This is a genomic window from Olleya sp. 1-3, assembly GCF_002836085.1.
GTDB lineage: Bacteria > Bacteroidota > Bacteroidia > Flavobacteriales > Flavobacteriaceae > Olleya > Olleya namhaensis.
On record NZ_PJBW01000011.1, the window covers coordinates 1 to 13829 of the forward strand.

Consider the following 13829-nt stretch of genomic DNA (forward strand, 5'->3'; position numbering starts at 1 on the left):
TAGTTGCGTCTTCCCAGCTTTTTTCTGAGTTTGATAATACTTCAATTACTTTTAATACTGCCATGATATTGTTTTTTTAAATTATTGATTCTTCCTTAAAATTACAAATATTAATACAATTATCAATAATTTGTGTGGGATAATAATTTAAAACAATAGATAAACAGTTTGTTTTATAGGTTGAAATTAACCATTTATAGCAACAACCGAATCAACTTTACCTGCTAACATTTCTTTTAGCATGTTTTCGATTCCGCTTTTTAAAGTATAAGTAGATGATGGACAACCACTACAAGCACCTTGTAAAATTACTTTCACAGTTTTTGTTGCTTCATCATAAGATTCAAATTGAATATTTCCTCCGTCACTAGCAACTGCAGGCTTAACATACTCTTCTAAAATGTTAATGATCTCTTTAGAGGTGTCATCAAGTGTTTCAAAATGTGCTTCAACTTTTTCAATAGATTTTTCTACAACTTCAGGAGCGTCTGGAGAAACAATTTCTTTTGCATCTTCTATATAAGTTCTTATAAATTCTCTTAGTTCAAAAGAGATATCACTCCATTCAGCGATATCATATTTTGTAATGGATACAAAGTTTTCATCAAAAAACACGCTTTTTACAAACGGGAAATGAAACAAAGCAGTTGCCATTGGTGATGGTTTCGCAGTTTCGATAGATGTAAATTCGTAAGATGCAGTAACTAATTTTTTGTTAGCCACAAATTTTAATACTGAAGGGTTTGGCGTGCTTTCCGTGTAAACGGTAACCGCAACTTTTTTAGTTTCAGCAGAATCAGACACAACCGATCCGCCTTCATTTAAATAAGATTCTATTTGTTCTGATACTTCATTTTTAACTGCATCCCATTCCACGATATTAAAGCGTTCAATAGCAATAAAATTACTAGAGATATATACTTTTTTTACAAATGGTAAATAAAACAGTTGTTGGGCTAAAGGAGAATCCTTTGCTTCGTCAATGTTGTTAAATTCAAAACTTTGATGTTTAGTTATAAACTGATTAAGTTCAAATTTAATTATAGTTGGATTTGAGGTTTCTTGAATTGAAACTTTGAAATTGCTCATAGTAACTTTTTTTTGCAAAAATACTAAAGAAAAGTGTAGGTGTCTACTATATTTGAATTTTATAGAACTGTCAATTTTTAAAATTTTTATAGTTTATTTAAGAAAACATTTTTATCTTGAACCTTTAACTTTTAGGAGTGACGATTTAAGCAGTAAATTTATATATTTGAGACTGATTTGTACTTTTTAAGTTAAAAATGAGTTATAACCATAATAGCATTGCTATTTATTGACCGACCGACCTCGAAATAAGAATTATGAGATTAAAAAATGTATTTTTAATAGCAATTGTTGCTTTATTTAGCAGTCAATTTTCCACAGCCCAAGAGGGATTACCTATCTACTCTGATTATTTAACGGATAATTACTATTTAATTCACCCTTCTATGGCTGGTGCAGCAAATTGCGCCAAAATTAGAATAACGGGTAGACAGCAGTGGTTTGGAGATGATGATGCTCCTAAACTTGTTACAGCTAGTGTTAACGGTAGGATTGGTGATACACAATCAGGAATTGGAGCTATTGTTTATAGCGATAAAAATGGGTACCACTCGCAAACGGGAGCATACTTTACGTACGCACACCATTTAATGTTTTCTAGAAGTACGACGGATTTAAACCAATTATCTTTTGGTTTAAGTGCGGGAGCAATACAATATAAATTAGACGAAACTAGCTTTTTAGCTGATGGATTTGATCCAATAATTTCTGGAATAGAGCAATCTGCAACTAATTTTAATGTAGACTTAGGATTTTCTTATTTCTTATATAACTTTTATGCGCATGCAACTGTTAAAAACCTTTTGAAAAATGAAGGTGTTAATTTTAACGAGCAAGGATTAAGCTACGATAATTTAAGAACGTACATTGTATCTGTTGGTAATACGTTTCAATTGGCAGGTAGCGATTGGAGTTTTGAACCGTCTGCAATGTTTATGTATAGAGATGCTACAGAAGAATCTTCTTTTGATTTAAACGTAAAAGCATACAAGCCAATGGATTTTGGTAAAGTTTGGGGAGGATTGTCTTACAGACGTTCTTTAGATGGTGCTGAATTTGTTGATGGATCAGGAATTAGTAGTCAAAAATTACAATACATTACACCAATTTTAGGTGTAGAGGTTAATAACTTTATGTTTGCATATACTTATAGCTACCAATCTAACTCAGTAGTATTTAATAATGGTGGTTTCCATCAATTAACATTGGGGTATAATTTTAATTGTGGTAAAGCAAGATACAGTTGTGATTGTCCTGCGATCAACTAGTATAATTCTTATAAAAAAAAAAGCCTCGATTGTATCGAGGCTTTTTTTATGCCCAAAAGTTAAGCATGCTTTTTATTTTTTTGCTAACAATCTATAATGAGTGAATGGGTATGATAAATGAGTCAGTTTGGAATGTAAATGAGTTAAGTCTACTATTTAGTTCTATTTGACGGTTGTATCAGAAAAACGCATTTTATTTAATGATTTAAAGTGCGTAAGTTTATGTTTTATAAATATATTAAATGAAAAACCTTAAGTTATTACTTGCGCTTTTACTAGGTCTTATATCTCAGTTGGGAGTAGTTGCACAACAAGAGTTGGGTAAGCCCTTAGGTGCCTCTTTTGAGGTGAAAGGGGTCGTGGTAGAAAGTAATAGTTTTAATCCTATATCTGGTGTTAATGTGCAAGTTAACGGAGGTGCTTATACTAGTACAACTATAAGTGGTCGGTTTAAGATTAAGGTTAAATATGAAGACGAAATCATGATAAGTCATAAAGACTTTCAAACCATTTACTATACTGTAAAAAGCAATGATGATATTAGGGTAGAGGTGGAAGCGGTTGGTGATTATTCTGTGTCTTCCAAAATAGCAATTAAAGAAAGTAGTTTTAAAACAGCAATAGACTCAGCTTTATATTATAAGAAAATTTCAGCTGAAAAAAGTATTCAATTTATAGCTGATGGTCTCCCAAAAAGTAATTCGGTACAACAAAACGCAGAAGCTTTTCAGGTTTTAGGAGATGTTTATATGTATTGGAAACAATACGATTTGGCAATTACCAATTATAGAATTAGCTTAAATAATGTAAGCACTACTGATGTTAATTTAAAACTAGCAAAAGCTTATTTTTATAATAACAACCATCAAGAAAGTTTAGTAATATATGATCAATTAAAGACTAATAATTTATCCGAAAATCAAAAGGTAATACGCTACGAAGGTTTAGGAGATGTCTATGCTATGATTAACGAAAACAGTAAAGCTACAAAAGCCTATACTGAAGGTTTAAAAATAGCAACAACCAATAAAATTCAATTCAAAATAACCGATTTAAATTCTAAATTAGGTACCGTTTATAATACGGAAGGTGAAAAGAGAAAAGCAGAAGTGTTATTGGAAAACTCTGTTGTTATGGCTGCTCAGGAAAATAAAACTAGAGAAGTAGAACAGAAAGTTAAGTTTGCAGATTTCCAAAATGTAAATCAATCTTATGATGAGGAAATTGCAACTAGAAAAGAAATTATTAAAGATATAGATGTCATAGAAAAGGATTCTATTATTGCTAATGAAAGTAGTATTACCAAACAAAAGCAAAACTATAAAATTGGGAATGCTTATTTTTTGCAAAAAGACTATAAAGAAGCGATTCCGTATTTAGAAAAAAGTATAGAAGAAGCGGATAAAAAAGAAGATCTAACAGTTAAAAAGGATGCAACTAAAAAGTTGACTGATGCCTATGTGGAATCCGGTAATTTTAGTGAAGCTAAAAAAACCTTTGACGAATATGTAAAAACGGTTGATCAACTTTATATTAAAAAGGAACAGGAAATATCTCAAGCAGCGCGCTTTAATAAAAGCATTACAGAAAAGCAAAACCGAATTACAACACTAGAAACCGATCGTAAATTAACGCTAAGTCAAGTCGAGTTATCCGAAGAAAAAAACAAAAGACAACAGTTAATTATTTATTCTTTAATAGGTGGTTTATTCTTACTAGCTTTAACTGCGTATTTAATGTACAAGTATATTAAACAGCAAAAATTAGCTAACAATTTATTAGCCTTAAAGTCTTTAAGAAGTCAAATGAATCCGCATTTTATCTTCAATGCATTAAACTCGGTAAACAGTTTTATTTCTACTAATGACGAGCGTACAGCAAATAAATACCTCTCAGATTTTTCAAAATTAATGCGCGCTGTTTTAGAGAATTCTGAAGAAGATTTTATTCCGCTTCAAAAAGAAATCGAATTGATAGAATTATATACCAAACTAGAACACTTTAGGTTTAAGGATAAGTTTGAATATACAATAGACGTTGATAAAACTATAGATATCGAAGCATATCAGATTCCGCCTATGTTACTTCAGCCTTATATAGAAAATGCAGTCTGGCATGGACTACGTTATAAAGAAGACATGGGGTTATTACATATTTCGATAACCAAAAAGCAAAAAGGTGTTATTGCAATTACTATTGCAGATAATGGTATTGGACGTAAAAAGTCTAAAAGTTTAAAGACCGAAAATCAACAAAAGCACAACTCTAAAGGCTTAGGTAATATTAAAAAACGAGTATCTATTTTAAATCAGATGTATAAAGACAAAGTAGATGTAATTTTAGACGATAATGGGACTGAAGGAGATGTGGGAACTAAGGTGGTAGTAACAATAAAAAAAGACTAAACATGACACTAAACGCAATACTAGTAGAAGACGAAGCCCAAAGTAGAGCAATACTAAAAAACTACTTAGCCAAATACTGTCCAAAAGTCAATATTCTAGGCGAAGCAGCTAATATTAATGAGGCTTTGGAGTTGATTCGTACATTAGATTTGGATTTAGTATTTCTAGATGTAGAGATGCCTTATGGTAATGCATTTGATTTATTGGACAAGGTTGGTGATCGTGATTTCGAAACAGTATTTGTAACCGCTTACAATAATTATGCAATGGATGCCTTAAATGCACACGCTTCGTATTATTTAATGAAACCTATTGATATTGACGAGTTGATTAAAGCTGTAGACTATGTTTCCGAGATTAAGTCAAAGGAAGATGCTTTGCAGGACCAGGTCCTAATCCCAAAAACCAATACCGTAGCGGGCAAAATAACCATTCCACAACAAGACGGATTTGAAGTATTAAACACCAAAGACATATTGTATTGTAAAGCAGACGATAATTACACAGAGATCTATTTAAACAACAATAAAAAGAAAGTAGTTAGTAAGACACTAAAATATTTTGAAGACGCATTAACGCCATCAGGATTTGCACGTGTCCACAAAAGTTACCTTGTTAACGTGGGCGAGGTTGTTAAATACATAAAAGGAAAAGGCGGAAGTGTTGTTTTAAGCAACGGAAAAGAAATTATGGTGTCTGCCTCTAAAAAATCAGACCTATTATCTTACTTTAAATAACCCAAGACACTAGTTTTAGTGTTTTGAGAAGAACAAATAAAAGTATCGAGAACAATAAAATAAATAACACATGCCAATTATAAAACCAGTAAACGGTAAAGCACCACAAATAACAGAAGATTGTTACATCGCAGAAAATGCAACCATTGTTGGAGATGTCCAAATAGGTAAGCAATGTAGTATTTGGTTTAATGCCGTATTACGCGGTGATGTTAATTACATAAAATTAGGAGATAAAGTTAATGTACAAGATGGTGCAGTTGTACACTGTACGTATCAAAAATACCCTACGATAATAGGTAATAACGTGTCCATTGGTCACAATGCTATTGTCCATGGATGTACAATTCATGACAATGTTTTGATAGGTATGGGAAGTATTGTAATGGATAATTGCGTTGTAGAAAGTAATAGTATTGTCGCAGCCGGAGCAGTTGTCACTCAAAATACAACCGTAGAGTCAGGAAGTATTTACGCAGGCGTGCCAGCAAAAAAAGTCAAAGATATTAGTCAAGAGTTAATCAATGGTGAGATAAACCGTATTGCTGATAATTACGTCAAATACTCCGGATGGTTTAAAGAGTAGTTTTTTTCCGCATTTAGCTTGCTAAAGTTGGGCGTTACCACAAGGGTCGCGTCATCCACTCTATCTTTTTTTGCCATATATGGCAGCAAAAAAAGGATGCCATTACTACCGCTAACGCAGCATGTCGCAAGATTTAGATTCAATATTAAGGATTAGTTCTTCAACTGTGGATAGTGCATTGATGTCATCTTTAGATAAAAAGACGTCAAGAGTACTGTTGTTTTTGCTTAAAATAATCGGGTATTCAAAAGCGTGATTGGGGTGTTTGGTTTTAAACTCGTCCGTATGTAAAAACACAATATTTAAATTGGTTCTATTTCTAAAATCTTTCCAAATCGTATTTTCAGAAAATGTATTAAAAGTTAATGCGCATAAATTACAAGCATATGTTTTTGGGCTAAATAATTTGTGCGCAATATCTATTGCCAGATTTTTAATTCCAGAGTCAGCATTGTAAACAAAAATTAATGTATTCATATACATTAAGTCGTTACACAATTGTAATAATTACAAAATAGTTATGTTAACAACAAGTCCTTCATTACTTCTAATATTACAAACAGTATCATCCTCAAAAATCAAATATTGACCTTTAATTCCTTTTAAAACACCAGTGTAATGTGCTGTTTTTGTAAAATTTAAAGACTTCGGTTTTGTTGGGTAGCGCAATACCGGAAATTCAATATTGGTCTCTTCATTATCTTCAATATAATACTGTTGGGCTTCGTCAGGAATGTATTGTTTCAGTTTATCACGCCATTCAATTAAATTTTCATCTTTAATCTCATTTTTTAACATCGTGCGCCAATTGGTTTTGTCACCAACATAATCTTTTAAAGCAACTTCAGTAATACCAGCAAGATATCTGTTAGGGACTTCTACAATTTCTATAGCTTCATGCGCGCCTTGGTCTATCCATCGTGTAGGGACTTGTCCTTTTCTTGTCACTCCAACTTTTACATTGCTAGAATTAGCTAAATACACAATATGTGGTTTTAGTTGGACCTGCTTTTCGTAGTCCAAATCACGCTCTTCAATACCTAAATGTGCTTTACTTAATTCGGGTTTCATGATCCAATCTGCTGCTTGTGGGATCTCAAAAAAGCAACTTTTACAAAACCCTTGACGATAAATAGGCTTGTCTAAATGGCAGTTTAAACACTCGTATTTTACAAAACTAAATTCTAAGGTTTTGTTTAATAATTGATTAAGGTTTATAAAGTCATTTTTAAATACTAGATAGTAATTAATGGGTTTAGTAAACTCCGTTTGCATTTTTGTCAATACACCTTGGTAGGTCATAAAAAAAAGTATTATTTTTAAAACTTAAAGATACAAATAACTATGTCAATTCCTCTTGTTAATTCTATTGCTTCATGGTTTTTAAAGAAGCGTTTTCATCAAATAGAGTTGTTTTTAAAGTATCCAAATGAGGTGCAGCAAGAGTTGCTATTTAGCTTATTGGACATAGCAAAAGATACTGAAGTTGGTAAGCAACACGAGTTTGCTTCAATAAAAAACTACGCGACGTTTGCCCAACGTGTACCCATCACAACTTACGAAGATTTCCAAGATAAGATAGAGCGCTCTAGACAAGGCGAAAATAATATTTTCTGGCCTAAACCAATTAAGTGGTTTGCAAAATCTAGTGGAACTACCAATGCTAAAAGTAAATTTATTCCAGTAAGCACAGATAGTTTGGAGGATTGTCATTATGCAGCAAGTAAAGATTTGCTTTGCATGTATTTAAATAACAATGAAGACTCCCAATTATTTACAGGTAAAAGTTTACGGTTAGGTGGAAGTAAAGAATTGTATAAAGAAAACGGTACCGTTTTTGGAGATTTAAGTGCTATTTTAATAGATAACATGCCTTTTTGGGCAGAGTTTAGTAGTACACCAAGTAGTAAGGTTAGTTTAATGAGTGATTGGGAAACTAAAATGGCTGCTGTGGTAAATGAAACCATTAATGAAAATGTGACCAGTTTGGCTGGTGTGCCTAGTTGGATGTTGGTGCTATTAAATAATGTATTAGACAAAACAGATAAAACAAGTTTGTTTGATGTTTGGCCAAACCTGGAAGTTTATTTTCATGGTGGGGTTAGCTTTAATCCATACATAGAGCAATACCGAAACATTTTACCTAAAAAAGATTTTAAATACTACGAAACCTATAACGCATCGGAAGGCTTTTTTGCTATTCAGGATCAAAACTACTCAGGTGATTTATTATTAATGTTGGACTATGGTATTTTTTACGAATTTATTCCAATGGATAATTATGGGACATTAGATCAAAAAGTTATTCCTTTAAGTGAGGTAGAGGTTAATAAAAACTATGCGGTAGTTATTACAACTAATGCTGGTCTTTGGCGCTATAAAATAGGGGACACAGTTAGATTTGTGTCTATTAGTCCGTATCGTATAAAAGTATCAGGTCGTACAAAACACCATATTAATGTTTTTGGAGAAGAGTTGATTATTGAAAATGCAGAAGATGCCTTAAAAAAGGTCTGTAAAAAAACAAAATCAGAGATTGTAGACTACACTGCTGCTCCCATATTTATGGATGGTAAAGAGAAAGGCGCGCATGAGTGGTTAATCGAGTTTAAAACACCGCCTAAGGACATTGATTACTTTAATGAGTTGTTTGATAATGCACTTAAAAGTTTAAATTCAGATTATGAAGCGAAGCGTTATAATAATATGACCTTAAACAAACCAAAAATACATGTTGCTAGAACGCAGTTGTTTTATGATTGGTTAAAACAAAACAATAAATTAGGAGGGCAACATAAAGTACCAAGGTTATCTAATTCACGTCAATATATAGACGAACTTTTAATATTAAATAAATAATAGAGTAACATTTAAATAAAGGGAGCGAATTATTTTTTGTAAAGCGATTCTTTCGATTATTAAAATAACTTGCTATTTATTTGGTTATCAGTTAAATAAATATTAATTTAGGCTTGCTATTAATCTGACTTAAGGGAAGGTCACATTGAGTTTAATCAAAAAAACCACTTTAAACATTTGTCTAAAGTGGTTTTTTATTGTTTTTATTTAAAATATTGTAAAATAAATTTGTTTAACTTTAACTTGGAGTTTATAATTATAAATTTTAAACATTATGTCATTATTTAAAAAAATCACTTACCTATTCATAATCAGTATGTTTTTTGCTTGTTCTGATGAAAATCAAAACCAAGAAAATGAGAGTCCTATTGATAGTGTAGAGATTCAATCTAAATTCTTATTTAGAGAAGCATTGAAGGAATTAGATGCTAACTTTGAAAATTTTAAGAAAATTAATAATATAGAGCTAAGTGATGATTTAATTATTGGAAAAGAAAAAGATGGTTTTATTTTTAAAGATGATATTAAAAAACAATTAGTTATTTTTAAAACAAAGCGTATTGGTTTACTTACTGGTTACGATGTAGTTATATCGGATTTTAGTTTGTTAAAAGCAATTGACAATAACGGGTTTCCTATGTTGATAGCCAAAGGGTATTGTAATCAAACTAAAGAACCTTTAACTATAGGAATAGATGTTTTAAAATTAAAAGACGGTTACAGTTTAAGAGTGCAAGATCCAATCTCTAGTATTGTTTGTAATGGATGCAGAAGAGGTTGTAATCCTAAACGTGATAGTGCAGGAGATGGTTATTGTACAGATTGTAAAATAACAAATAGTAATTGTTCTAAAACTGAAACTTTATAACTGGACAGTTATATTTAACAATAAAAAACCACTTTAAACATTTGTCTAAAGTGGTTTTTTATTGTTTGTATACTCTTTAATTAAGAAACTGCTTTAAGTTTTTTAATTGTTGTTTTACTAAGCCTTTGCTCTGCGTATGCTTTTGTAACATTAAGTTTTTTAATATCGCCTCCAGGAAGCTCAAACATAGCGTCAGTTAGTATTTCTTCACATAAACTACGCAGTCCACGTGCACCAAGTTTATACTCGATAGCTTTTCCTACTATAAACTCTAAAGCACCATCTGTAATACTTAATTCAATATCATCCATTTGAAACAGTTTTTTATACTGTTTGATGATGGCGTTTTTAGGCTCAGTAAGTATCGCTCTTAATGTTTTACCATCTAAAGGATCCATGTAAGTTAAAACGGGAAGACGTCCAATTATTTCAGGTATTAAACCAAAATCTTTTAAATCTTTTGGGATAATATATTGTAACAGGTTGTCATGATCTACAACATCTTCTTTAATAGAAGCGCTATATCCAACTGCTTGCATGTTTAAACGTTTAGAAATAACACGTTCTATACCATCAAAAGCACCTCCTGCAATAAATAAGATGTTTTCTGTATTAACTTCTATAAATTTTTGGTCTGGGTGCTTACGTCCTCCTTTTGGCGGAACGTTAACTACAGTTCCTTCTAAAAGTTTTAATAAGGCCTGTTGTACACCTTCTCCAGAAACGTCTCTTGTTATAGATGGATTATCACTTTTACGTGCAATCTTGTCTATTTCGTCAATAAAAACAATTCCTTTTTCTGCTTTTTCTAAACTATAATCGGCAGCTTGTAAAAGACGTGTTAAAATACTTTCTACATCTTCACCAACATAACCAGCCTCTGTTAATACTGTTGCATCAACAATTGCTAACGGGACATTTAACATTTTTGCAATGGTTTTAGCCATTAATGTTTTTCCTGTTCCTGTTTGTCCAACCATTATGATGTTAGATTTTTGAATCTCTATATCATCTGTAGTTGGTGGCTGTAGTAAACGTTTGTAGTGGTTATAAACTGCTACAGACATTACTTTTTTAGTGTATTCTTGACCAATAATATATTCGTCTAAGAATGATTTAATCTTTTTAGGCTTTTTAAGCATCATTTCTGCTGAAAGATCTTTGGAGTCTTCTTCCTTAGATTCTTCTAAAACAATTCCATGAGCTTGTTGTATGCATCTATCACATATATGCGCATCTAAACCGGCTATTAATAAGCTGGTTTCTGGTTTTTTTCTACCACAAAATGAACATTCTAATTCTTCCTTTGCCATCTTTTATAGTTATAAGTGATTAGTTATAAGTTTCTGTGTTTTACAAAAACTTATAGCTCACTATTATATAATTTTTACTTACGAGCTAAAATCTCGTCAATCATTCCGTACTCCTTAGCTTTATCAGCTTTCATCCAGTAATCTCTATCACTATCTTCGTATACTTTGTCGTAATCTTGACCAGAATGCTTACTAATAATGTTATAAAGTTCTTCTTTTAATATTAAGATCTCACGTGCAGTAATTTCTATATCACTAGCTTGTCCTTGAGCACCACCTAAAGGTTGGTGAATCATAACACGAGAGTGCGTTAAACCACTACGTTTACCTTTAGCTCCAGCACATAATAAAACAGCACCCATTGAGGCAGCCATACCTGTACAAATAGTAGCTACATCTGGTTTGATAAATTGCATTGTGTCATAGATACCTAATCCAGCGTAAACACTTCCTCCTGGAGAGTTAATGTATATCTGAATGTCTTTATTAGCATCTGTACTTTCTAAGAACAATAATTGTGCTTGAATAATATTTGCTACTTGATCATTAATTCCTGTTCCTAAAAATATAATCCTGTCCATCATTAAACGCGAAAACACATCAAAAATAGCGATGTTCATTTGACGCTCTTCAATAATGTTAGGCGTTAAGTTAGTAGGATACATACTACTAATAATTTTATTGTAATATGTACTACTTATACCTTGATCCTTTATAGCGAATTTTTCGAATTCTTTTCCGTAATCCATAGTTTGAATAAGTGTTATTTTTATTGAAAAAATTAGGCGTTGTTTAGTCTTGCTAAACAACGCCTAAAGATAATGATTATTTTGTTAAACCTGTACTAATAGAATCTTATCAAAATGATAAAAACAAAAAGTGAGGTTTATTATTTGTCACCGTAAACTTCTTTTACAAAAGCTTCATAAGACATTTCTTTAGCCTTGATGTTTGCTTTTTCTTTGTAAAGATTAAGTAATTTTTGACTTACAACTTGTTCAGAAATACGTCTTACTTCGTCTTGATTACCTAATACACGTGCAGCAATATCATCTAATTCTTTATCAGAAGGATTAAGTTGTCCAAACTGTGCCATTTGCATTTTGATCATGTCTTTAGCATTAGTTTTTACGTCTTCAAAGTCTACTTTAAGATCATTGTCTGCCATTAATTTACCTTCGATAAGTTGGTAACGTAAGCTTTTTTCTGACTTTTCGTATTCTTCTTTTGCAGTCGCTTCATCCATTTCCTTTTCACCTGCTACTTGCATCCATTTTGTAAGGAATGCTGCTGGTAAATCAAATTTAGTATTGTCTACTAAGTATTCTGTAACGTCGTTTAATAATTTTTGGTCAGATTGTTGTACAAATTGCTTTTCAGCATCTTCCTTAATCTTCGCTTTTAATTCTGATACAGATTTTACACCATCTTTACCAAATAATTTGTCAAATAACTCTTGGTCTAAATCTGCTAACGCACGACTATTAATTTCGTTAATTGTAAAAGTTACCTCGATGTCTAATCCATGTGCATCATCATGTGGTACTTTTAAAGCATTCATTAACTCATGATCATCTGCGTATAATCCTTTAGTTTTTAATGTAATAACATCACCAACTTTAGCACCGATAAATTTCTTTTCAGTTGCTTTACCTTTAAATTGATCTAAAGTTACAGTTAGCGTATTGTCTATTTCTTTTTCTTCGTTTTTGAAGGTTCCAGTAATTTCGCTATCCTTTTTAACTTCAGTTTCAGGAGTAATTTTTCCGTATTGTTTTTGGATGCGTTCAACTTGCTCATCAATCATTTTATCATCAGCAACGATGTTATAATGTGTAATGGCTTTTTTACTTGTTAAATCCACACTGAATTCTGGAGAAAGACCTAATTCAAATTCAAATGAAAAAGAATCTGAATCCCAGTTTATTTCGTCTTGTTGTTTAGGTAATGGTTGCCCTAACACATCTAATTTTTCTTCAGCTAAATATTTGCTTAATGCTTCTTGAAGTATTTTGTTTACTTCGTCAGCTAATACAGATTTACCGTATTGTTTTTTTACCATTCCCATTGGTACTTGACCTTTTCTAAATCCTGGGATGTTAGCTGTTTTTCTGTAGTCTACTAATATTTTTTCAACTTTAGCGCTATAATCTTCTTTAGCGATATCTATTTTTACTACAGCATTTAATGCATCAATGTTTTCTCTTGTAATATTCATTATAAATGATATAAAGCCCTAAAATGGGCATTAACACTAGTTTTTTTTAATTAAAAAGGTGTGCAAAAGTACTACTTTTTTATAGTATTACAAAGTTTTTAACATGTTGTGTTACAGACTATTTTTAAGATTTAATTTGAATCTTTATCTGTTTTTAAAAACGATTGCAGTAACCATTGTAATAGGGATAGTAAAATACTAAATAAAATAGCGGTCCATATACTGGATACAGCAAAGCCATCTATAAAGTTGTCTGCTAGTAAAATAATTAGCCCATTGACTACAAATAAAAACAAGCCAAGTGTTAAAATTGTAATGGGTAATGTTAGTAATATTAATATGGGTTTGACCAATAGATTTAACAAAGAAAGTACAGCAGCCACAATTATAGCGGTTGTGTAATTATCTATGGATACACCGTTTAATATATTGGCTATAGCAAATACAGCTATAGCGTTTAGTAGTAATCTTATAATAAGTTTCATA

General features: G+C 31.5%; 14 protein-coding genes. 6 read left to right on the plus strand and 8 right to left on the minus strand.

Going from position 1 to position 13829, the window contains the following annotated elements; all coding sequences use genetic code 11:
* On the minus strand, positions 1–64 hold a 64-nt coding region (locus tag CXF54_RS11490), incomplete at its 3' end, for a dodecin domain-containing protein (RefSeq protein WP_198551065.1).
* A 122-nt stretch (positions 65–186) separates the two neighbouring features.
* The gene (locus CXF54_RS11495) at positions 187–1089 is read right to left on the minus strand and encodes a NifU family protein (RefSeq protein WP_090841797.1); all 903 of its coding nucleotides are present in this window, start codon (positions 1087–1089) and stop codon (positions 187–189) included.
* A gap of 257 nt (positions 1090–1346) precedes the next feature.
* Between CXF54_RS11495 and CXF54_RS11500 the strand changes: the two genes are divergently transcribed.
* The 4 genes from CXF54_RS11500 to CXF54_RS11515 all read left to right on the plus strand — a co-directional run bounded on the left by CXF54_RS11500 (position 1347) and on the right by CXF54_RS11515 (position 6085).
* Positions 1347–2357 carry a type IX secretion system membrane protein PorP/SprF gene (locus CXF54_RS11500; RefSeq protein WP_090841799.1) on the plus strand — a complete coding sequence of 337 codons (1011 nt, stop codon included), beginning with the start codon at positions 1347–1349 and terminating at the stop codon, positions 2355–2357.
* A 242-nt stretch (positions 2358–2599) separates the two neighbouring features.
* Entirely contained in the window at positions 2600–4762 is a 2163-nt protein-coding gene (locus CXF54_RS11505) for a histidine kinase (protein ID WP_101203656.1), read from the plus strand.
* 2 nt (positions 4763–4764) lie between these two features.
* Positions 4765–5499 (plus strand): LytR/AlgR family response regulator transcription factor, encoded by a 735-nt coding sequence (locus CXF54_RS11510; protein ID WP_101203657.1) that lies wholly within the window; start codon positions 4765–4767, stop codon positions 5497–5499.
* Between the two features lie 70 nt (positions 5500–5569).
* A complete protein-coding gene (locus tag CXF54_RS11515) occupies positions 5570–6085 on the plus strand; it encodes a gamma carbonic anhydrase family protein (protein ID WP_090841807.1) in 516 nt (171 codons plus the stop codon).
* Between the two features lie 111 nt (positions 6086–6196).
* Here the strand turns inward: CXF54_RS11515 and CXF54_RS11520 are convergent, their stop codons facing one another.
* Both CXF54_RS11520 and CXF54_RS11525 read right to left on the minus strand, forming a co-directional pair.
* Positions 6197–6562: a hypothetical protein gene (locus CXF54_RS11520; protein ID WP_090841809.1), complete on the minus strand. Its 366-nt coding sequence runs from the start codon at positions 6560–6562 to the stop codon at positions 6197–6199.
* Positions 6563–6592: 30 nt separating this feature from the next.
* Complete coding sequence (locus CXF54_RS11525) at positions 6593–7387, minus strand: DUF2797 domain-containing protein (RefSeq protein ID WP_090841811.1); 795 nt, start codon at positions 7385–7387, stop codon at positions 6593–6595.
* Between the two features lie 42 nt (positions 7388–7429).
* On the opposite strand from CXF54_RS11525, the gene CXF54_RS11530 reads away from it, so the two are divergent.
* The gene (locus tag CXF54_RS11530) at positions 7430–8944 is read left to right on the plus strand and encodes a GH3 auxin-responsive promoter family protein (RefSeq protein ID WP_101203658.1); all 1515 of its coding nucleotides are present in this window, start codon (positions 7430–7432) and stop codon (positions 8942–8944) included.
* A 274-nt stretch (positions 8945–9218) separates the two neighbouring features.
* Positions 9219–9812, plus strand: coding sequence for a hypothetical protein (locus CXF54_RS11535; RefSeq protein ID WP_157823440.1), 594 nt, complete (start codon positions 9219–9221; stop codon positions 9810–9812).
* Between the two features lie 80 nt (positions 9813–9892).
* On the opposite strand, the gene clpX is transcribed toward CXF54_RS11535, so the two are convergent.
* The 4 genes from clpX to CXF54_RS11555 form a co-directional block, all read right to left on the minus strand.
* Positions 9893–11125 carry an ATP-dependent Clp protease ATP-binding subunit ClpX gene (clpX, locus tag CXF54_RS11540; RefSeq protein WP_090841817.1) on the minus strand — a complete coding sequence of 411 codons (1233 nt, stop codon included), beginning with the start codon at positions 11123–11125 and terminating at the stop codon, positions 9893–9895.
* 74 nt (positions 11126–11199) lie between these two features.
* Positions 11200–11874, minus strand: a complete 675-nt coding sequence (gene clpP / locus CXF54_RS11545) for an ATP-dependent Clp endopeptidase proteolytic subunit ClpP (RefSeq protein ID WP_090841819.1) — start codon at positions 11872–11874, stop codon at positions 11200–11202.
* Positions 11875–12014: 140 nt separating this feature from the next.
* Positions 12015–13343: a trigger factor gene (gene tig / locus CXF54_RS11550; protein WP_090841821.1), complete on the minus strand. Its 1329-nt coding sequence runs from the start codon at positions 13341–13343 to the stop codon at positions 12015–12017.
* Positions 13344–13474: 131 nt separating this feature from the next.
* Positions 13475–13828, minus strand: coding sequence for a phage holin family protein (locus tag CXF54_RS11555; RefSeq protein ID WP_090841823.1), 354 nt, complete (start codon positions 13826–13828; stop codon positions 13475–13477).
* Position 13829 lies beyond the last annotated feature (1 nt).